Annotated in this window: 25 protein-coding genes; all 25 read left to right on the forward strand. The window is 36.2% G+C overall.

Annotated features, from left to right (window positions below; genetic code table 11):
• The first annotated feature begins 2 nt into the window (after positions 1-2).
• The 25 genes from ACXY7N_RS06375 to ACXY7N_RS06495 all read left to right on the forward strand — a co-directional run bounded on the left by ACXY7N_RS06375 (position 3) and on the right by ACXY7N_RS06495 (position 21,565).
• Entirely contained in the window at positions 3-1,025 is a 1,023-nt protein-coding gene (locus ACXY7N_RS06375; protein WP_016088645.1) for an NAD(P)H-dependent glycerol-3-phosphate dehydrogenase, read from the forward strand.
• 116 nt (positions 1,026-1,141) lie between these two features.
• Positions 1,142-1,393 carry a stage VI sporulation protein F gene (locus ACXY7N_RS06380; protein WP_000369753.1) on the forward strand — a complete coding sequence of 84 codons (252 nt, stop codon included), beginning with the start codon at positions 1,142-1,144 and terminating at the stop codon, positions 1,391-1,393.
• Between the two features lie 266 nt (positions 1,394-1,659).
• Entirely contained in the window at positions 1,660-1,863 is a 204-nt protein-coding gene (locus ACXY7N_RS06385) for a DUF2768 domain-containing protein (protein WP_001288995.1), read from the forward strand.
• A 65-nt stretch (positions 1,864-1,928) separates the two neighbouring features.
• Positions 1,929-2,642, forward strand: a complete 714-nt coding sequence (locus ACXY7N_RS06390) for a hypothetical protein (RefSeq protein WP_016088644.1) — start codon at positions 1,929-1,931, stop codon at positions 2,640-2,642.
• Positions 2,643-2,884: 242 nt separating this feature from the next.
• Positions 2,885-4,363: a stage IV sporulation protein A gene (spoIVA, locus tag ACXY7N_RS06395; protein ID WP_016082263.1), complete on the forward strand. Its 1,479-nt coding sequence runs from the start codon at positions 2,885-2,887 to the stop codon at positions 4,361-4,363.
• A 299-nt stretch (positions 4,364-4,662) separates the two neighbouring features.
• Positions 4,663-4,935, forward strand: coding sequence for an HU family DNA-binding protein (locus ACXY7N_RS06400; RefSeq protein ID WP_001043860.1), 273 nt, complete (start codon positions 4,663-4,665; stop codon positions 4,933-4,935).
• Positions 4,936-5,055: 120 nt separating this feature from the next.
• Positions 5,056-5,625, forward strand: a complete 570-nt coding sequence (gene folE / locus ACXY7N_RS06405; protein ID WP_001151482.1) for a GTP cyclohydrolase I FolE — start codon at positions 5,056-5,058, stop codon at positions 5,623-5,625.
• Positions 5,626-5,837: 212 nt separating this feature from the next.
• The gene (locus tag ACXY7N_RS06410) at positions 5,838-6,587 is read left to right on the forward strand and encodes a heptaprenyl diphosphate synthase component 1 (RefSeq protein ID WP_016088643.1); all 750 of its coding nucleotides are present in this window, start codon (positions 5,838-5,840) and stop codon (positions 6,585-6,587) included.
• 29 nt (positions 6,588-6,616) lie between these two features.
• On the forward strand, positions 6,617-7,330 hold the full coding sequence (gene menG, locus ACXY7N_RS06415; protein ID WP_016088642.1) for a 2-heptaprenyl-1,4-naphthoquinone methyltransferase: 714 nt from the start codon (positions 6,617-6,619) through the stop codon (positions 7,328-7,330).
• A gap of 31 nt (positions 7,331-7,361) precedes the next feature.
• Positions 7,362-8,324, forward strand: coding sequence for a heptaprenyl diphosphate synthase component II (gene hepT / locus ACXY7N_RS06420; protein WP_016088641.1), 963 nt, complete (start codon positions 7,362-7,364; stop codon positions 8,322-8,324).
• A 124-nt stretch (positions 8,325-8,448) separates the two neighbouring features.
• Positions 8,449-8,895: a nucleoside-diphosphate kinase gene (ndk, locus tag ACXY7N_RS06425; RefSeq protein WP_000415885.1), complete on the forward strand. Its 447-nt coding sequence runs from the start codon at positions 8,449-8,451 to the stop codon at positions 8,893-8,895.
• A 273-nt stretch (positions 8,896-9,168) separates the two neighbouring features.
• Positions 9,169-10,341 carry a chorismate synthase gene (gene aroC, locus ACXY7N_RS06430; protein WP_016134009.1) on the forward strand — a complete coding sequence of 391 codons (1,173 nt, stop codon included), beginning with the start codon at positions 9,169-9,171 and terminating at the stop codon, positions 10,339-10,341.
• On the forward strand, positions 10,341-11,426 hold the full coding sequence (gene aroB / locus ACXY7N_RS06435) for a 3-dehydroquinate synthase (RefSeq protein WP_016088639.1): 1,086 nt from the start codon (positions 10,341-10,343) through the stop codon (positions 11,424-11,426). Before aroC ends, aroB begins: the two co-directional genes overlap by 1 nt.
• 104 nt (positions 11,427-11,530) lie before the next feature.
• Entirely contained in the window at positions 11,531-12,643 is a 1,113-nt protein-coding gene (hisC, locus tag ACXY7N_RS06440) for a histidinol-phosphate transaminase (RefSeq protein WP_016134010.1), read from the forward strand.
• A gap of 445 nt (positions 12,644-13,088) precedes the next feature.
• A complete protein-coding gene (locus tag ACXY7N_RS06445; protein WP_016134011.1) occupies positions 13,089-14,351 on the forward strand; it encodes a tetratricopeptide repeat protein in 1,263 nt (420 codons plus the stop codon).
• A 73-nt stretch (positions 14,352-14,424) separates the two neighbouring features.
• Complete coding sequence (locus ACXY7N_RS06450) at positions 14,425-14,961, forward strand: ReoY family proteolytic degradation factor (RefSeq protein WP_001095923.1); 537 nt, start codon at positions 14,425-14,427, stop codon at positions 14,959-14,961.
• A 153-nt stretch (positions 14,962-15,114) separates the two neighbouring features.
• Positions 15,115-15,570 carry a YpiF family protein gene (locus ACXY7N_RS06455; RefSeq protein WP_016134012.1) on the forward strand — a complete coding sequence of 152 codons (456 nt, stop codon included), beginning with the start codon at positions 15,115-15,117 and terminating at the stop codon, positions 15,568-15,570.
• Between the two features lie 143 nt (positions 15,571-15,713).
• Positions 15,714-16,226 (forward strand): menaquinol-cytochrome c reductase iron-sulfur subunit, encoded by a 513-nt coding sequence (qcrA, locus tag ACXY7N_RS06460; RefSeq protein WP_001290420.1) that lies wholly within the window; start codon positions 15,714-15,716, stop codon positions 16,224-16,226.
• Entirely contained in the window at positions 16,227-16,901 is a 675-nt protein-coding gene (qcrB, locus tag ACXY7N_RS06465; protein ID WP_000932700.1) for a menaquinol-cytochrome c reductase cytochrome b subunit, read from the forward strand. It abuts the gene before it with no gap.
• 43 nt (positions 16,902-16,944) lie between these two features.
• A complete protein-coding gene (gene qcrC, locus ACXY7N_RS06470; RefSeq protein ID WP_000554603.1) occupies positions 16,945-17,712 on the forward strand; it encodes a menaquinol-cytochrome c reductase cytochrome b/c subunit in 768 nt (255 codons plus the stop codon).
• Between the two features lie 120 nt (positions 17,713-17,832).
• Positions 17,833-18,423 carry a lipoprotein heptaprenylglyceryl N-acetyltransferase LhaT gene (lhaT, locus tag ACXY7N_RS06475; protein WP_098560751.1) on the forward strand — a complete coding sequence of 197 codons (591 nt, stop codon included), beginning with the start codon at positions 17,833-17,835 and terminating at the stop codon, positions 18,421-18,423.
• A 25-nt stretch (positions 18,424-18,448) separates the two neighbouring features.
• Positions 18,449-19,135 (forward strand): lipoprotein intramolecular transacylase Lit, encoded by a 687-nt coding sequence (lit, locus tag ACXY7N_RS06480; protein WP_016088634.1) that lies wholly within the window; start codon positions 18,449-18,451, stop codon positions 19,133-19,135.
• Between the two features lie 107 nt (positions 19,136-19,242).
• Positions 19,243-20,031: a sporulation protein YpjB gene (gene ypjB, locus ACXY7N_RS06485; protein ID WP_016134013.1), complete on the forward strand. Its 789-nt coding sequence runs from the start codon at positions 19,243-19,245 to the stop codon at positions 20,029-20,031.
• A gap of 112 nt (positions 20,032-20,143) precedes the next feature.
• Positions 20,144-20,824, forward strand: a complete 681-nt coding sequence (locus ACXY7N_RS06490) for a zinc metallopeptidase (protein WP_033659816.1) — start codon at positions 20,144-20,146, stop codon at positions 20,822-20,824.
• A 99-nt stretch (positions 20,825-20,923) separates the two neighbouring features.
• Positions 20,924-21,565, forward strand: a complete 642-nt coding sequence (locus ACXY7N_RS06495) for a uracil-DNA glycosylase (RefSeq protein ID WP_016088631.1) — start codon at positions 20,924-20,926, stop codon at positions 21,563-21,565.
• Positions 21,566-21,578 lie beyond the last annotated feature (13 nt).

Raw genomic sequence — 21,578 nt, forward strand, 5'->3', positions numbered from 1 at the left:
TTATGACAAAAATCACAGTAGTTGGAGCAGGTAGCTGGGGAACAGCGTTAGCGATGGTATTAGCTGACAATGGACATGATGTACGTATTTGGGGAAATCGTTCTGAACTTATGGATGAGATTAATACAAAACATGAGAATAGTCGATACCTTCCAGGAATTACATTGCCAAGCACAATCGTAGCCTACTCTTCTTTAGAAGAAGCATTAGTAGATGTAAATGTAGTACTTCTTGTAGTACCAACGAAAGCGTATAGAGAAGTATTGCAAGATATGAAGAAATATATAGCGGGTCCAACTACTTGGATTCATGCAAGTAAAGGAATTGAACCTGGTACGTCAAAACGTATTTCGGAAGTGATTGAGGAAGAAATTCCAGAGAGCTTGATTAAAGATGTTGTTGTACTGTCTGGACCGAGTCATGCTGAAGAAGTTGGTTTACGTCAAGCGACAACTGTTACGTCTGCAGCGAAGCGTATGGAAGCGGCTGAGGACGTACAAGACTTGTTTATGAATAGCTACTTCCGTGTATACACAAATCCAGATATCGTTGGGGTTGAGCTTGGCGGTGCGTTAAAAAATATTATCGCATTAGCTGCTGGAATAACTGATGGACTTGGATTAGGTGATAATGCGAAAGCGGCATTAATGACACGTGGCTTAACGGAGATTGCTCGTTTAGGAAGAAAAATGGGCGGAAATCCGTTAACGTTTGCTGGTTTAACTGGTATGGGAGACTTAATTGTAACTTGTACAAGTGTTCATAGCCGCAATTGGCGCGCTGGAAATATGCTTGGAAAAGGACACTCTTTAGAAGAAGTGTTAGAAAGTATGGGTATGGTTGTAGAAGGTGTAAGAACAACGAAAGCTGCTCATGAATTAGCAGAGAAAATGGAAGTTGAAATGCCGATTACAGCTGCTTTATATGACGTACTGTTCAATGGGAATAACGTAAAAGATGCGGTAGGCTCATTAATGGGACGTGTTCGAAAACATGAAGTGGAAGCTATACCTGACTTGCTTTAAAGAAAAGCGACAGAAGTACATTTGTACTTCTGTCGCTTTTTATTTTTTTGGGTCTTTTCACCATTTTTTTATTTTTTGCATAGGATGAAGAGTAACTTGAGGAGAGGGTGAAAAGAATGGATAATAACATTTTTAATAACATTGAAAAAGAAGCGAAAGTGAATAAAGAAGATATTTTTAAATTAGCATCATCTGTACAAAATGCGAATTTACGTGATGAAACTGTACTTCGTCAATTGATTCATCAAGTGGCTCTTATGGCAGGACGTGAAGTGCCGAAAGAACAAGAGGATCAAATTGTAAAAGCGATTATTAACAATAATATGCCAGCAGATTTTGGCTCGTTAAGCAAAATGTTTAAAAAATAAAATATGAGAAACAAAGAGTTTGTAGATTGCATATGATAGCCATGAAAGTATGGGAATAGAGCTGTTTTGGGCATATTTGGTCAACCGAAGCGAGGGATACACTCGCTTCGGTTTTTATTTTTATATACATTAATGGAAAATGTGGAAATCCTGTTGATTAAAGTTACATATTCGCAAATTCGTAGTAAAATGTTCTTTTTTATTTGTTTAAAGATTTTAATTTGTTAAAATAGTATAAAAATAGATTAATAAAAAGGGGTGTGTATATGTCGGAAGGGCTTATAAAAATGTGGTTTGCTTTAGGTGCAATTGGATTTATGTTTTTTGCAGTAAGTTTTATTTTACTAAGCAGATATAAAATAAAGAATAAATTTTTGAAAGGGATTACAGCATTAGTAGCCTACACCCTTATGATTGTGTCAGGAATTGTTATTTTTCTTGTTGTATTTAGTGGACCTGTACAGCAGTAAAGGGAATGGACTCGAAAATGTAACATACGGAGCAAGTTATATTAGTATGAAAAAGGTGATTGCTAGTGAAAAAAGTACATATTATTTTAATATTTTGTTGTATGAGCTTTTTAACAGGATGTCTGTACCCGAAAGAAAATATGAAGCAAAATGCGGTTCCTTATGAAGATCAGCTGCAGGTTGTTCAAAAAGCTGTTGTGACATTTAAGGAGCAAAATGATGGGATATTGCCAATTAAGACGCGGGATATGAGTACACCTATTTATCAAAAGTATCCAATTGATTTTCAAAAGATTGCTCCGCGTTACATACAAGAAGCGCCAGGGAATGCGTATGAAAGTGGAGGGGTATATCAATACGTATTAATAGACGTTGAAACAAACCCGACAGTAAAGTTAATTGATGTTAGGATGGCTGAACAAATTCAGGAATTATCATTAAAGCTTAGGATGTATCGGGATGAACATCAATATCCGCCTTTTAAAAAGGTAATTTCAGATGGTGTGTATGAATTAGATTTCAAAAAACTAGGATATAAAGAGGTACCACAAGTGACAAGTCCGTATTCTGGTAAAGGACTTCCTTTTGTAATCAATGAAAAGGGAGAAATTTATGTTGATTATAGAATCGACTTATATGAAGCGTTGAAAAAAAATGAAGGGCAATTTAAGGAGGGGGAAGATATTCGGAATATACTTTCGAAAGACTCTCCATTTGTACCTGCGTATTCTTTACCGTATACGGTAAAGAATGGAGAACCAATTTTTTTAAAATCATAAGTCATGAACCTTTCTTTTAGTGAATAAGTTCTAGAAGAAAGGTTTTTTATGTTACACAACTTACGATGCAAACAAAAGATATTTTTTAATAGTCATATGAAATTGGACAAAATTATATGATATATTGTCCGAACTTCTAGAATACCATTATATTATATCAGATATTATAGGCAACGTTAGAGAAGGTATTAGTTGACTATAAATGTGGAATTATTCCCAAAAATATTGAGGGAGGGAATCACTTGGAAAAGGTAGATATTTTTAAAGATATTGCGGAACGCACAGGCGGTGATATTTATTTTGGAGTTGTAGGAGCTGTTCGAACAGGGAAATCAACATTCATTAAAAAATTTATGGAACTTGTAGTTATTCCTAATATTGAGAATGAGTCTGACCGTCAAAGGGCGCAGGATGAACTGCCTCAAAGTGCTGCTGGTCGTACAATCATGACGACGGAACCGAAGTTTGTTCCAAACCAAGCGGTTTCTATCGAAGTAGATGAAGGCCTTGAAGTGAATATTCGATTGGTAGATTGCGTCGGATATACGGTTCCAGGAGCAAAAGGTTATGAAGATGAGAATGGCCCGCGCATGATTAATACTCCTTGGTATGAAGAGCCTATTCCATTCCATGAAGCTGCAGAAATCGGAACACGTAAAGTAATTCAAGAACATTCAACAATTGGTGTTGTCATTACAACAGATGGAACGATTGGTGAAATTCCAAGAAGAGATTATATAGAGGCAGAAGAACGCGTAGTAAATGAGTTAAAAGAAGTCGGAAAACCTTTCATTATGATCATCAACACTGTACAGCCGTATCATCCAGATACAGAGCAATTGCGCCAAAGTTTATCTGAAGAATATGATATCCCAGTCATTGCGATGAGTGTAGAAAGTTTAAGGGAAACAGATGTGTACAATGTGCTGCGAGAGGCGTTATTTGAGTTCCCGGTTTTAGAAGTGAATGTTAACCTTCCGAGCTGGGTAATGGTGTTAAATGAAGGGCATTGGTTACGCCGAAGTTATCAAGAAGCTGTTCAAGAGACTGTGAAGGATATAAAACGTCTTCGTGATGTGGACCGCGTCGTTTGGCAGTTTAGTCAGTATGAATTTATTGATCGAGCGAGCCTAGCTGGCATTGACATGGGGCAAGGCGTAGCAGAGATTGATTTATATGCACCAGATGAATTGTACGATCAGATTTTAAAAGAAGTAGTAGGAGTAGAAATTCGAGGGAAAGATCATTTATTGAAGCTTATGCTCGATTTATCTCATGCGAAAATAGAATATGATCAAGTGGCGGATGCCCTACGTATGGTAAAGCAAACAGGATATGGTGTAGCGGCGCCTGCATTAGCTGACATGAGCTTAGATGAGCCAGAAATTATTCGTCACGGTTCAAGGTTTGGTGTGAAATTAAAAGCTGTAGCTCCATCTATTCATATGATTAAAGTAGATGTGGAGTCAACGTTTGAGCCAATCATTGGTACTGAAAAGCAAAGTGAAGAACTAGTTCGTTATTTAATGCAAGATTTTGAAGATGACCCATTATCAATTTGGAATTCTGATATATTCGGACGTTCGCTTAGCTCTATTGTGCGAGAAGGCATTCAAGCGAAACTATCTTTAATGCCAGAAAATGCGAGATATAAATTAAAAGAAACACTAGAAAGAATTATTAATGAAGGATCTGGCGGATTAATTGCGATTATATTATAAGAAAAAAATCCCTCTCATCGTAGAGGGATTTTTTTGATTTTTGCTTATGAAATAGAAAAATAAACAGTCATTATCTAATATATTGTTGTAAATTGTCAAGTTTCATCAGATTTTCACATTTTAAGAGTAACAATTTCCTTAAAAATATTGAATTATAAAGGAGAATCGTATAATATAGGCGTTGATAATGATTTATCTACATCTTTGTAGTATAGAATTTGCAAAAATTGCCTACAAATGAAAGTAAGACTCATTTTATGATCATTATACAGTCTTATCTTTGGGAGGAGGTGAATGGCATGAACAAGACAGATTTAATCAATGCTGTTGCAGAAGCAAGTTCCCTTTCTAAAAAGGACGCAACAAAAGCAGTAGACGCTGTTTTTGATTCTATCTTAGAAGCTTTAAAACAAGGTGATAAAGTACAACTGATCGGATTCGGTAACTTCGAAGTTCGTGAGCGTGCGGCTCGTAAAGGTCGTAACCCACAAACAGGTGAGGAGATTGAAATCGCTGCAAGTAAAGTACCTGCATTCAAACCTGGTAAAGCGTTAAAAGATGCGGTTAAATAATCCTTACATATTAACAGGGAAGAAGAGTTTCCTTTTGGGGAACTCTTCTTTTTGCTTTTAAAAACATAAATATGCTAGAATGTGTTCGTATCACTTTTAGGTTTTCGGGAGGGCTAGCGGATGGCAAAAGTTAATTTAGAACAAATTGAACATGCAGTACGCCTTATTTTAGAGGCAATCGGAGATGACCCAAATCGTGAGGGAGTACTTGATACACCAAAGCGTGTTGCAAAAATGTACGCAGAAGTGTTCTCGGGTATGCATGAAGATCCGAAAGAACATTTGCATAAAGTGTTCGGAGAAGATCACGAGGAGCTTGTACTAGTAAAAGATATACCGTTTTATTCGATGTGTGAGCATCATTTAGTTCCATTCTATGGAGTTGCTCACGTTGCATATATTCCGCAAGGCGGAAAAGTGACAGGGTTAAGTAAATTAGCTCGTACTGTAGATACAATTGCACGTCGTCCACAACTGCAAGAACGTATTACATCAACAGTAGCGAACTCTATTATGGAAGTACTAGAGCCGCATGGTGTAATGGTAGTAGTAGAAGCAGAACATATGTGTATGACGATGCGCGGTGTGAAAAAGCCAGGTGCGAAAACAGTAACAACAGCAGTGCGTGGTGTGCTAGAAAATGATGCTGCAGCACGTAGTGAAATTTTATCTTTTATTAAAACGAAGTAAAGAAAAGTGGGAAACTGCTTTTCTTTTTTTTTTATGTAAATAAATGATATAGTTTTAGGAAGGCAGAGTGAGAATAGAAAGACTACTAAAAAGAATGGAAGATGTTATTTAGTTCGATGGAAGTTTGGAAAGAGTAGCCAAGTTTTGGTTATAGAAAATAGTATGTATGTGTTATAATAAGTTTTATGAATTAGAAAACAAGGGTGATTTTTGTGTGTGACATCTACGGAGGGTATGCGGGTATAAGAGAGAAATTGATGGAGAAATTACGCCATCCTTATTTTATAAACTATATTGAAGAACCATTTATTGATGAAGAAAAAATAGCATTGTTATATGGTGCTTTAAAAGGTGCAAATTTACATATAGAACAAATTGAGCATTATGTAGTAACGATTATGCTTGTGCAAATTGCACTTGATACACATGAAAGAGTATCAAATAAAGCAGGGGCAGAAGCAAATGAATCGCATAAACGTCGCCAGTTAACAGTACTTGCAGGCGATTACTATAGCGGGTTATATTATTACTTATTGTCTATGAATCGTGATATTGTTTTAATTCGTGCGCTTGCTGAAGGAATTAAAGAAATTAATGAACACAAAATAATGTTATATCAAAAAGCGCATAAAACGATGGATGACATAATGGAAAGTGTAGTAACGATTGAGTCTGCACTCTTGCAAAAAACATGTGATCATTTTCATTTATCGCATTGGAAGCCATTTATAACGTATGTATTAGGGGAAAATCGTCTCCAAAAAGAATGTGAACTGTATGCTAATAAACAACATTCACCTGTTTTTCAAGCAGTTCAATCGATTTTGAGGGATAAAGCGGATGCAGAACCAGTTATTAATGGATGGATGATGGAATTGAGAAAGAAAGAAAATCAATTTTTAGAAAACCACACAGACATAAGCGACATAAACTCTGTGTTAAGAGATAAATCGAAGACATAAGCAATTTTACATTGGAAGAAGGTACGAGCATGCAACAATCAAAAGAAGAAAGAGTACATGATGTATTTGAGAAAATCTCTGATAAATACGATGTGATGAATTCTGTAATTAGTTTTCAAAGACATAAAGCGTGGCGTAAAGAGACGATGCGCATTATGGATGTAAAACCAGGTAACAAGGCTCTTGATGTATGCTGCGGGACAGCGGACTGGACCATTGCGCTAGCTGGAGCGGTAGGTGAACAGGGCAAGGTTGTTGGTTTAGACTTCAGTGAAAATATGTTATCTGTCGGTAAGCAAAAGGTAGAGGCGTTACAATTAAAACAAGTAGAACTTCTACACGGGAATGCAATGGAACTTCCATTTGAAGATAACACATTTGATTATGTAACGATTGGATTTGGTTTACGTAACGTACCGGATTATCTGCACGTATTAAAAGAAATGACGCGCGTAGTAAAACCAGGTGGAAAAGTAATTTGTTTAGAAACATCTCAACCAACAATGATTGGTTTTCGACAAGGGTATATTTTATACTTTAAATATATCATGCCGTTATTTGGAAAGTTATTTGCGAAAAGTTATAAAGAATATTCATGGCTGCAAGAATCTGCTAGTACATTCCCAGGTATGAAAGAATTGGCTAATATGTTTGAAAAAGCTGGACTTGAACGTATACAAGTGAAGCCGTTTACTTTTGGGGTAGCAGCGATGCATTTAGGTATGAAACCAGAATCAAAATAGAAAAAAGAAGTTTTAGGTTAAGGTGAACAATATGAAGTTACAACTTATGTACTCTTTTTTACGATCGGATATTAATGTGATAGAAAAAGAATTAAAAAAGACAGTTGCTTCTGAACAACCATTGGTAGAAGAGGCGGCATTACAACTTATTGAAGCAGGTGGGAAGCGAATTCGTCCTGTATTTGTGTTGCTTGCGGGGAAATTTGGAGATTATAAGTTAGATGCAATTAAGCATGTAGCTGTTGCGTTAGAACTTATTCATATGGCTTCTCTTGTTCACGATGATGTTATTGATGCTGCTTTTTTACGACGTGGTAGTGCGACTGTGAATGCGAAATGGGGGGACCGTATTGCGATGTATACAGGGGACTATCTATTCGCGAAGTCTCTTGAATGTATAACGAATATCGAAATTCCAGAGGCGCATCAGGCGCTATCGCATACCATTTTAGAAGTCTGTAAAGGTGAAATTGAACAAATTAAAGATAAATACAATTATGACCAAAATTTACGAACATATTTAAGAAGAATAAAGCGAAAAACAGCATTATTAATTGCTGCAAGTTGCCAACTAGGGGCGATTGCTGCTGGGGCTAATCGTGATACGGTGAATCGACTATTTTGGTATGGCTATTTCGTAGGGATGTCGTATCAAATTATTGATGATATTTTAGATTTTGTTTCAACGGAAGAGAAACTTGGAAAACCTGCTGGCGGAGATTTACTACAAGGGAATATTACGCTTCCTGCCTTATACGCTATGGAAGATCCAGTGCTTCGTAAGAAAATCACATCTGTACACGAAAATACAACAGCGGATGAAATGAAAGAAATTATTGAGGCTGTGAAAAATAGTGCAGCTATTGATAAGGCATTTGCGTTTAGTGAACGTTATTTACATAAAGCATTAGAAATCATAAAACCACTCCCACGTGGACAAGCAAAGTATGCATTACAAAATGTAGCAAAGTATATTGGGAAACGAAAATTTTAGTGTTTTTTCTAAAAAATAAAATAATCTCTCTATTTCAAAACTATTGCACAATTGTGATAAGGGTGTTAATATGTGTGTGGGGATATACAATTACATACATAATTCAGAAGTGGAGAGATTTTTTATGGAAAAAACATTTCTAATGGTAAAACCAGACGGTGTACAACGTGCATTCATTGGGGAAATCGTAGCTCGTTTTGAGAAAAAGGGCTTTCAATTAGTTGGTGCAAAATTAATGCAAGTCACTCCGGAAATTGCTGGACAACACTATGCTGAGCACACAGAGAAACCTTTCTTTGGTGAATTAGTAGACTTTATTACATCTGGCCCTGTATTTGCAATGGTATGGCAAGGTGAAGGTGTAGTAGATACAGCTCGTAACATGATGGGTAAAACAAGACCACATGAAGCAGCTCCTGGAACAATTCGTGGAGATTTCGGTGTAACTGTTGCGAAAAACATTATCCATGGTTCTGATTCGTTAGAAAGTGCAGAGCGCGAGATTGCTATTTTCTTTAAGGAAGAAGAATTAGTTGACTACTCAAAATTAATGAATGAATGGATTTACTAATTATTTTGAAATAATTTGTAAACGCTTTAATAACTGTGATAATAGTAGAAAGTGCAAGGAGAATAGGGGTATTCTTCTTGCACTTTTTTTATTGCAATTAGTTACGAAGTTAGAGCTGTTATGATATATTGATATGTAAAGTAAAAGGCCTATCGGAGAATAAGCGAATGGCTGATGTATTATTTAATTTCTTTTATACTTTTAGAGTAATGAAAGATAATATCATTGCTTAATATAGCGGGATAAATACATATACGAAAAGAGGAATGACGTATGCGATATATTACAGCGGGTGAATCTCATGGTCCACAACTTACAACGATTATAGAAGGTGTTCCGGCAGGACTGCCTTTAGTAGCGGATGATATAAATGAAGAGTTAGCTAGAAGGCAAAAGGGGTATGGGCGTGGTAGGCGCATGCAAATTGAAACAGATCAAGTGCAAATTGCAAGTGGTGTTAGACATGGAGAGACATTAGGTTCTCCAATTGCACTTGTTGTTGAAAATCGTGATTTTGCACATTGGACAAAAATTATGGGCGCAGAGCCTTTGACGGAACAAGAAGAAAAAGAAATGAAAAGGAAAGTAACAAAACCAAGACCTGGACATGCTGATTTAAATGGTGCGATTAAATATGGACATAGAGATATGAGAAATGTACTGGAACGTTCTTCAGCACGCGAAACGACAGTACGTGTTGCTGCTGGTGCGGTCGCTAAAAAAGTGTTAGCAGAACTTGGTATTACAGTGGCGGGCCATGTAATTGAAATTGGCGGTGTTGAGGCTAAGGAAATTACGTATCGTTCAATTGAAGAATTAAAAAGTATTACAGAAGCATCACCTGTACGTTGCTTAGATGAAGAAGCTGGTAGCCAAATGATGAAAGCAATTGATGATGCGAAAGCAAATGGTGATTCAATCGGTGGAATCGTTGAAGTGATTGTGGAAGGAATGCCAATTGGGGTCGGTAGCTATGTGCATTATGATCGAAAACTGGATGCAAAATTAGCATCCGCAATTATGAGCATTAATGCCTTTAAAGGTGTCGAGATTGGAATTGGTTTTGAAGCAGCACATAGACCGGGAAGTGAAGTTCATGATGAAATTCTGTGGAATGAGGAGCATGGATATACACGAAGAACAAATAATGCAGGTGGATTAGAAGGCGGTATGACGACTGGCATGCCAATTGTTGTGCGCGGTGTGATGAAACCGATACCTACACTATATAAACCTCTTCAAAGTGTAGATATTGATACGAAAGAGCCTTTTACAGCGAGCATTGAACGTTCAGATAGTTGTGCAGTGCCAGCAGCTAGTGTCGTTGCAGAAGCGGTTGTGGCTTGGGAATTAGCGACAGCTTTAATAGAACAATTCGGATTAGATCGTATGGACCTTATTCGTGAAAATATTGAGAAACATAATGAATATGCGAGGGGATTTTAATGGGAAACATACATATTCAAACAAAATCAAAAGAATATGATGTACATGTAGGAAAAGAATCGTTGTCACATTTGACAACAATCGTTCAAAACATGCGGCCATTTGTATCAAACATCATGATCATTTCAGATGAGGCTGTTGCATCTTTACATTTACAGACAGTTGTAGATGCATTGCAAATAGAGCAAAAAGTATTTTCATTCGTTGTACCGAGTGGCGAAAAAGAGAAGTCTTTTGAAAATTTCTATGCGGCTCATACGTCAGCTCTTGAAAATAAATTAGATAGAAATTCTTTAATTATTGCACTTGGAGGCGGGATGATTGGGGATTTAGCTGGTTTTGTTGCTGCGTCGTTTATGCGTGGAATTCGCTTTGTTCAAGTTCCGACGACTTTATTAGCTCATGATAGCGCAGTAGGCGGGAAAGTAGCGATCAATCATCCGTTAGGTAAAAATATGATAGGTGCATTCCATCAACCAGAAGCAGTTGTATATCATACGCCATTTTTACAGTCTCTTCCTGAAAAAGAGTGGCGTTCAGGTTATGCAGAAGTGATAAAACATGCTCTTATTGGTGATGTAGAGCTGTATCATTGGTTAAAAGAAGAAGTGCAAACATTAACGGATCTTCGTGATGAGAAGTTAATTCATATATTAACGAAGGCGATTCCTGTAAAGGCAAATATTGTATCGCAAGATGAAACAGAAAAAGGTGTACGTGCCCATTTGAACTTTGGACATACGTTAGGCCATGCTCTTGAAAAAGAACTAGGGTATGGAAATATTACTCACGGTGACGGAGTAGCGGTTGGAATGTTATTTGCTATATTCTTAAGTGAGCAAGTGTACAAGGTTGATCTTTCTTATGAAGAGATGAAGCAGTGGTTCTTAAAGTACGGCTATCCAAAAATGCCAAGTGATTTGAATGTAGAGCGTCTTGTTCAATTGATGAAACAAGATAAGAAAGCGAATGCTGGGACAATTCATATGGTGCTAATGCAGGAATATGGGGTAGTGAATGTCGTATCTATTCCAGATGAGACTGTTCATATTGCGTTAGAGGCATTTCAAAAGGATATGGTTTAAGAAGTGCGAAGTGCTTGTTTAGCGGTATTCTCGTAATAGTGACGGTTATGATAACCGATTACCGTATTGTAATCGAGTTGAATAAAATGACTGGGGGAAGAAAAATGAGAGTGAAAGAGCAATTGTTAACTTTGAGAGCATATGTACCTGGGAAAAATATTGAAGAAGTAAAAAGGGAATATGGATTATCAAAAATTGTGAAATTAGCATCGAACGAAAATCCATTCGGTTGTTCTACCCGTGTAACAGAAGCATTAACTTCTTTAGCGAGTCAATACGCTCTTTATCCAGATGGATATGCCTTTGAACTTCGGACAAAAGTAGCAAAATATTTAGGGGTTAAAGAGGAACAACTGTTATTTGGTAGTGGATTAGATGAAGTCATCCAAATGATTAGTCGTGCATTACTACACGAAGGAACAAATGTTGTAATGGCGAATCCAACGTTTTCTCAATATCATCACCATGCTGTTATTGAAGGAGCAGAAGTTCGTGAAGTACCACTTAAAGATGGCATTCACGATTTAGATGCGATGTTACAGCAAGTGGATGACAAAACGAAGATTGTATGGATTTGTAACCCGAATAATCCGACAGGTACATATGTAGAGAAACAAAGATTACTTTCATTTTTAGAATCAGTTCCTAAGTCAGCGCTCGTTATTATGGACGAAGCATATTATGAATATGCGGGGACAGAAGACTATCCGCAAACATTACCACTTCTTGAAAAGTATGAAAATCTTATGGTTTTACGCACGTTTTCAAAAGCATATGGTTTGGCTGCTTTCCGAATCGGATATGCGGTTGGTAATGCGAAGTTAATCGGTCAGCTAGAAGTAGCAAGGTTACCATTCAATACATCGACTGTAGCCCAATCTGTAGCACTTGCTGCATTAGAAGATCAAGCATTTTTACAAGAATGTGTGAAAAAGAATGAAGAAGGGTTACATCAATATTACGCATTTTGTAAGGAATATAACGTATTCTATTATCCGTCTCAAACAAATTTCATTTTCTTAAAACTGGGCATTACTGGTAATGAGGCTTTCGAACGATTAATGAAGAAAGGATATATTGTTCGTTCTGGTGCTGCATTTGGTATACATGATGGTATTCGTATTACTGTTGGTTTGAAAGAAGAAAATGATGAAATTATAGAATTATTGAAAGAGCTTGTAAAAGAGCAAGTAAAGAAAGAAGAAACATATTCTTAAGAGTGTGTGAAGGCTCCTATTATAGGAGTCTTTTTTATGTAAATAAAGATTGGTGAAGAAGGCCTGTAAAGCTCAATCCGTGCGGGTCAATAATTAATAAGGGAAGTTATTTGCACGGTAATGAAAGAAAACGGTACAATAGAAAGTAGTAATGCGGTATCGGTGTCATATTCGAATCGTTATCAGTGAAAGTACAAGAAGAATTATGCTCATTCAAAAGGTTGCGTTCTTACATCTAGTTGCTTATGATAAAGTGAAACTTTAATCAGTGGGGGGATGTTTATCCCCACTGATTATTAGCCCGCACCAATCGGGATTTAACGGGCAGCTCGCCCCCCTCAAACTTCTTTGTCTTCGCTGAATTTTGAGGTGGGGGTCTTACTGCCCGTAAATAGCGGGGGAAATGAACAGAAAAGAATATTTTTTAGAATTAAAGGAGACGTTTATGCAAAAGTTTGAACAGGCTGTTTCATATATTGAAAATGGTGAAGCGGAAAAAGGATTACAATTATTAAAAGAACAATTAAAAATTGCGAATGATGAAGAGAAATATGATATTGCTCGTTACTATCATACACTGGGATTTACGGATGAAGCGTTAGCTATTACAGAAGACTTGCGTTTATTGTACCCGGAAGAAAGTGAATTCACTGTATTTTTAGCAGAATTATATATTGATCTAGACAAAGAAGATGAAGCGATTGAAGTGCTTCATGACATTCCAGAAAATGATGATTTATATGTTCAATCGTTATTACTTGTTGCGGATTTATTCCAAATGCAAGGTTTTGATGATGTAGCAGAACAAAAACTATTAAAGGCGAAAGAAATGATGCCTGAAGAACCTGTTATTACGTTTGGATTAGCAGAGTTATATAGTAGTAAAGGTGAAGAACAAAAGGCAATCACTCATTATGAGTCGCTATTAGCGGAACATAAAGTAATGGGAGGTGTTGTCATTGCACTTCGCCTCGCAGAAACGTTAAGTGCGATTGGAAATTGGGAAGAAGCGATTTCTTACTACGAAGCAGGTTTAGAGGAACAAAAAGATATCCACTCATTATTTGGATATGCCTTCACATTATACCAAGGTGAAGAATACCAAAGAGCAATTGGTGCTTGGCAAGAACTAAAAGAATTAGATCCTGAGTATGCATCGTTGTATATGTATTTAGCGAAAAGTTATGAAAAAGAAGGAATGCTTCAAGAAAGCTATGAAACACTTCATGAAGGAATTAAAGTAGATGAGCTTTCTGTACCATTTTATGTAGAATTAGCGAACATTGCGGCGAAATTAGGAAAAATAGCGGAAGCAGAAGAAGTGCTTCAAAAAGCGCTTGAGTTAGATCCAGGACATTTAGGTGCAACATTAAAATATGCGTATATCTTAAAAGAACAAGAAAAGTATGAAGAGCTAATTGCAGTTGTAGAGCGTGCGATTGATAGCGGAGAACCAGATACACAATTACTTTGGGATCTTGCGTTTGCAAAAAAACAATTAGAAATGTATTCGGATGCATTAAAACACTATGAAAGTGCATATACTTCTTTTAAGAATCATCCAGACTTCTTGGAAGAGTACGGTTATTTCTTATTGGAAGAAGGAATGCGAAAAGAGGCGAAAGAAGTATTTACTCAGTTAATACAACTAGACCCGACACAAATTCATATTGAAGAATTGTTATATAATTTAGAGGATTTTTCATAAGTTGGAAGGAAACTGAATGCCGCTTCTTGAATCTAAAAAGAAAAGAGAAAGACAGAGGAGGGACTTAATTGCTATGAATACCCCTGTTTCTGTAAACGAGAAGAAGGATTTTGTAAAATGGTTTTTGAATAATTACCAACTGAAACAGCGTGAATGTGTATGGATTTTGAATTATTTAATGAGTCACGACCAATTGATGCATAAAGTCCACTTCGTAGAGCATGCAAAGTATTGTCCGCGTGGTTTAGTGATGTCCGCGAATTGTGTGAAAGACACACCATTTCACTTTTTTAAACAAAATGTTATGACAACAGATGCTGAAAAATCGTTTCATGATATTCGTTTAAATCGAGATGAGGATATTTATATTCAACTCAATTTTAAATCATCGTTTCAAAATGCAAATTATGTAGCTGTATTAGAAGAAAACCCGTATTTACCAAAGCATATTGAAGTAAATGAAAAAGATCGTTTACTTGCAGAAAGATTTTTAGAAGAAAGTGTATTTTCTTTTAGAAGAGAACGTCTCTTGAAACAAATTGATGAAGCGCTGGATAAGCAAGATAAGGAAGCGTTTCATAGGTTAACAGCGGAGTTAAAGATGTTATAGAATTCATTTGGATTCATAAAGTTTTACAAATTTCAGACTTTTTAAGAAAAACTACCTTAATATAGGTAGTTTTTCTTTTTTTACCTCTTTTAGTATGGTTTAATATATATAAAGTGAAAGTTCTGTTATTTATAGGGGAGGGAGGGAAGAAATTTGAAATGGGTTGTAAAAGATGTAGAACAGTTTGAGCAAGCAAGAGAGTATGTAGATACAGGTGTTATACCACTTTTATCAATTTCGGCAGCGAAAGAAATGAAAATGGTAGTAGAACAAGGTGAATTTATCGAATTGTTGAGTATGGAACTAGAAAGAGAATATAAAGGAAGAGTGCTTTTACTACCTGCATTTACGTATTTAGTAGAAAGTCAAAAAAATGAAAAAGGTCGTTTGCAAGAATGGACAAATCATTTACAAAAGCAAGGTTTTAAGCATATTGCTTATGTTACAAGTGATTTTTCGTGGAAAGAAGATATGCAAGAATTACAGGGAGATTTATTTTGGTTTCCTTCATTAGCGTTAGAACAATTTAGTGATCAAGCGAAAAGAGAAGTTATTCATGCACATATAAAAAATATAATGGTGATGTTAGAAGAAAAATGGGGAAAGTAATAATAAACAGAAAGTTCTTATTATTATGAGTAGTATGATATTGACCTGTGCATGAGCGTATTATATCATGATAGTGTCCTAGTTTTTATTTTTTATATAATTTATCACGAGGGGACAATTTCTGATAGAGGGGGGAAATTTTCGTGAGCGAGAAAGAACATCGTGTGTCAAGAAGACAGTTTTTAAATTACACCCTTACAGGGGTAGGAGGCTTTATGGCAGCGGGTATTTTAATGCCGATGACGCGATTTGCGCTTGATCCGGTGTTAAGAAAAGAAGCGGGAACGGATATGGTTGCTGTTGCACAAGTAAAGGATATTACAACAGAGCCGAAACGTTTCGACTTTAAGGTGAAGCAGGTTGATGGTTGGTACAAGTCCGAAGAGCCAAAATCAGCTTGGGTTCATAAAGATGAAAGCGGAGACATTGTTGCGTTCTCTCCAGTATGTAAACATTTAGGATGTACAGTGAACTGGAATTCGGACAAAGCACATCCGAATCAATTCTTTTGTCCATGTCACGGGGGCCGTTATACAAAGGACGGGATGAACATTAAAGGCACGCCGCCCCTTGCTCCACTGGATGTATACGAATCTAAAGTGAAAGATGGAACGCTGTATTTAGGAAAAGCGAAGCCAAGAGGGGGTGCGAAGTAGATGCTAAATAAAATTTATGATTGGGTAGATGAAAGGTTAGATATTACACCAATATGGCGTGATATCGCTGATCATGAAGTACCTGAACATGTAAACCCGGCACATCACTTCTCTGCATTCGTTTATTGCTTTGGAGGACTTACCTTTTTCGTTACTGTCATTCAAATTTTATCTGGAATGTTTTTGACGATGTATTATGTGCCTGATATTAAAAATGCTTGGGAATCGGTTTATTATTTACAAAATGAGGTTGCGTACGGACAAATTGTTCGTGGTATGCACCACTGGGGTGCTAGTCTCGTCATTGTAATGATGTTTTTACATACACTCAGAGTTTTCTTCCAAGGTGCATATAAAAAGCCTCGTGAGTTAAACTGGATTGTTGGTGTTCTTATTTTCTTTGTTATGTTAGGTCTTGGTTTTACCGGATATTTATTACCGTGGGATATGAAAGCGTTATTTGCTACGAAAGTAGGGATTCAAATTGCAGAGCAAACGCCGCTCATTGGTCCTTATATTAAAACATTACTCGCTGGTCATTCCGAAATTGTTGGCGCTCAAACATTAACTCGCTTCTTTGCTATTCACGTCTTCTTCTTACCAGCAGCACTTCTAGGTTTAATGGCCTTCCACTTCATCATGATTCGCAAACAAGGTATTTCCGGTCCGCTATAAGAGATTGCTAAATTAAAGGGGAAAGAACTAAAGGAGGGAGATTATGCATCGCGGCAAAGGGATGAAGTTTGTAGGAGATTCTCGGGTACCAGTAGCTCGGAAACCAAATATTCCAAAAGACTATTCTGAATACCCAGGGAAAACAGAAGCATTTTGGCCGAATTTCTTGTTAAAAGAATGGATGGTTGGTGCAGTTTTTTTAATCGGTTATCTATGTTTAACAGTGGCGCATCCGTCACCACTTGAGAGAATGGCGGATCCAACTGATGCTGGATATATACCACTTCCAGATTGGTATTTCTTATTCTTGTATCAGTTATTAAAGTATTCTTATGCTTCTGGCTCATTTACTGTAATTGGAGCGTTTATTATGCCAGGGATTGCGTTTGGCGCATTACTGTTAGCTCCATTTCTTGATCGAGGTCCAGAAAGACGCCCATTGAAGCGTCCTGTAGCAACGGGATTTATGCTTTTAGCAATTGCATCGATTATCTTTTTAACTTGGGAATCTGTAGCACACCACGACTGGGAAGCTGCAAAAAAACAAGGAGCAATTGTAAAAACAGCACCAGTTGATAAAAATGATGACGGTTATAAATTAATGCAAAAAAATACTTGTTTAACATGTCACGGTGACAATTTACAGGGCGGGGCAGCAGCACCAGCACTGCAAAACTTAACTTTAAAGCCAGAAGAAATTGCTAAAATTGCGAAAGAAGGAAAAGGTTCGATGCCTAAAGGTGTATTTAAAGGTACAGATGAGGAACTGAAGAAGCTTTCGGAATTCGTTGCAAAGTATAATAAAAAATAATAAAAAGCTGACTACAAAATTTGTAGTCAGCTTTTTATTTTGATGAAAGAAAATTTACTATATAATAGAGTAGAGTTTGAGGAAAGAATGACTTTGTTTGAAAGGTGTTGGACATACAGCTTGGTTTACTTGTATGCAATGTTAAGACAACGCTCCGTATTATTATTTTTATTAGTTGTTAACATATTAGGTACAATATACGGATTTATATGGTATGGAAATCAATTAAAAGAAACTTCCCCTATATTTTGGCCGTTTGTACCCGATAGCCCGATGGCGAGTCTCTTTTTTGTCTTTGTTTTAATTGCTTTTTTAATAAAGAGAAATTGGGGATTAATAGAGGCGTTAGCGATTGTTACTTTAATAAAATATGGGATATGGGCTGTTGTTGTAAATGCAATTATGATCTATGTAAAAGGTCCTATTGGTGTTATGGGGTATATGTTAATGCTTTCGCATTTTGCGATGGCAGTACAAGGATTGTTATATGCACCGTTTTACCGTATAAAAAAATGGCATTTTGCGGTAGCAGCTATATGGACATTACATAATGATGCAATTGATTATTTATTTTGGCAAATGCCGAGATATGGAATTATGCATTTGTTTGTAGAAGAAATTGGTTATTTTACGTTCTGGCTAAGCATCGCTACACTATGTATTACATATTATTCTTGCTTGCGTGAGAACCGAAAACAGTTTTCTTTATGATAGTTAAGACATGTAGGGGGAGAAAATGAAGAAAAATAAGAGTGGTACAAAAATATGGGATCGATTGATTACGATAGCTGTTTCATACAGCATAGCATTTTCTATATTTGCACTCGCAACAACTGCGGTTGTATACGGAAAATGGCTATATTATTTTGAAATTGATTTTTTAAATATTCCAGATTTAGCGGATATGACAAAGGATGATATTAAAAGAAACTATGATGTGCTTATCACATATTTATCGCCGTTTTATGATGGAGCATTACAGTTGCCAACATTAGATATGTCTACAAATGGCCGTATTCATTTTGTAGATGTTAAAAATATTTTAGTAAAGATTCAATATGTGATGTATGCGACAATTATGATTGCAATGGTAGGCGGCATTTATTTATTAAAAAAGAAAAATGAAAAGTTTTTACTACACGGATCGATTTTAACAATTATTTTTCCGATAGCGCTCATGTTACCGATTGCTATTAATTTTGAAAAGAGTTTTGTATTATTCCATAAGCTTTTGTTCAGTAATGATTATTGGATGTTTGATATTGAAACGGATCCGATTATATTAATGCTACCAGAAGAATTCTTTATGCATGCTGCGTGTGTTATTTTATTGTTTATTTTAGGTGGTAGCATACTTTGTTATAGCTTGTATAGATATTTCGTAAAAAAGAAAAGGATTTCAAAGGAAAAATTCTCTGCTTAAAGAGAATTTTTTTATTTGTAAAACGATAATATATTTTTCGGTTCAGTTCTGTTCTATTCTTGTCCAAATTAACATATTTTGTACTAGTAGTTATAGGGGGGACCGTGATGAAGAGAACATTAATTGGATTGATAGCATTTCTAATTATAATGTTTCCGTTACGTATATATGCTGAAGAGTGGAGTGAACTAACAGGGTTGTTAGACGACTCATTACAATTAGTGAAGCGTAATGAAGATGAAAAAGCAGTACAAGTCTTACAACATTTCTCGGAACAGTTTGTAATAAAGGGGAATGAAAAGAAGCAAGAAGTAACGTCAGATCAAGTTAGAGTTATTTCTTTAGCTTATGACAAGGCGAAACAATCACTCGTGGAAGAAGATGTAAGTAAACAAGTTAAAATTGATAATGTGTTAGCCCTACAGTTCGCGGTTGATGCACAAGTATCAAAGTATCAACCACTTTGGATGGAAAGAGAAAGAAAAGTAATGGATGCCTTTTCTCAAATGGAAAAAGCGATGGAAAAAGAAGATACGGGACAGTTTCAACAAACGTTAAACACATTTTTACATGAATTTAATATTATTTATCCAAGCTTAATGATCGCCTTGCCAGAAAACGAAGTGCAGCGTGTAAATGTCCATCTATCCTATTTGGATGAATTTCGTAACGTTATGTTAAAAACGAAAGGTGGGCAAATGCAATTAGGAATCATTAAAGGGGATTTGCAAAAAATATTTCACACAGTAAAAAAAGATGAAATTGCACCCTCTCTTATTTGGTTTATGACAATTACTGGAGGTCTTATTTTATTCACATTAACTTATGTTGGATGGAGAAAGTATAAAGGCGAGAGAGAAAAAAGAAAAAGTAATGTACACTCTAAGAATAGATAATGTAATAAATAAAGATACGGATTGTAAGGTTTATTCATTGACAATGGTGGCAGAAGAAAATAGAATGAGAAGTACTATAATTAAAACTTCAATGGAGGTTCAGAGATTCATGATGTTTTATTTAATTTACTTCGCGATCATTTTGATCATACCGTTGTATGCACAGTCAAAAGTACGTAGTGCCTATAGCAAGTATTCACAAGTTTATTCAACATCAGGTATGACAGGAGCAGAAGTGGCTCGAAAAATTTTGGATGAAAATGGATTATACAATGTCGCTGTTGAAGAAACACCAGGTCATTTATCAGACCATTATGATCCAACTGCCAAAACAGTTCGATTATCAACAGATAACTATTACGGTCATTCAGTTGCTGGAACAGCAGTAGCGGCACATGAAGTAGGACACGCAATTCAAGATGCAAAAGATTATAACTTTATGCGTATTCGTCATTCATTAGTGCCAGTTGCAAACTTTGGATCGAATATTTCTTGGATATTTATTATGATTGGTGCCTTTGCATCTATGTCTAACTTATTGTTATTAGGTATCATCTTAATGGCAGCAGGTGTTGTGTTCCAACTTGTTACATTACCAGTTGAGTTTGATGCATCAAAGCGTGCAATGCAGCAAATTGAAGCGTTAGGTATCGTATCAACAGATGAATATGGGCAAGCTCGTAAAGTATTAAATGCGGCAGCATTAACATATGTAGCGGCTGCAGCTGTAGCAGTATTTGAATTATTACGTCTCGTATTAATGTATACTGGTATGCAGCGTAGCGACGACTAAAGACTATCAATTTTGATAGTCTTTTTTGTTTTGTGATTGAATTATATAATGTATTACAAATAGAAATAATAGAAGTAATGTGGAAAGGTGGTGGGGGAAATGAAATATCCGAGCCATTTAGTAAAACAAGTGAAAGAACAAAGTGCTTCTTATCAGCTAGAAGGATTTTTAAGTGGACAAGGTCCTGAAAATCCAAAATTTATGTTGCTAGGAGAAGCGCCTGGTGAAACAGAAATTCATAATGGGATTCCGTTTAGCGGGAGAGCGGGAAAACAATTAATGGGTTTTTTAGAACGGATTCACGTTACAAGGGAAGAAGTATATATTACGAGCGCTGTTCGGAGCAGACCTTATAAGTGGCGAGGGAAAAAAGAACGAAATGGTGAAATCATACAGAAAAAGTATAATAGAACGCCAAATCAAGGAGAAATACTTGCCCATGCCCCTTTGTTAGATTATGAATTAGAGAAAATAAACCCGAAGCTTATCGTCACACTTGGAAATATCGGCCTTCAACGTTTGACAGGAAAAAATACAAAAATAACAGATGTGCACGGACAATTATTAAAACAGCCCATTCAAAAATTAAAGGATATGCAAAGTGCAGCGTTTACATGGTCAGAGAAAGAATATCATATTTTCCCGACTTTTCATCCTGCTTCCATTTTTTATAATCGGAGTTTATTGGAGCTTATTTATGAGGATTTAGAGAAACTTAAAAAATATGTAATAAAAAACTAGAAAAGCTAAAGAG

It is taken from the genome of Bacillus sp. 5w2 (assembly GCF_054353775.1).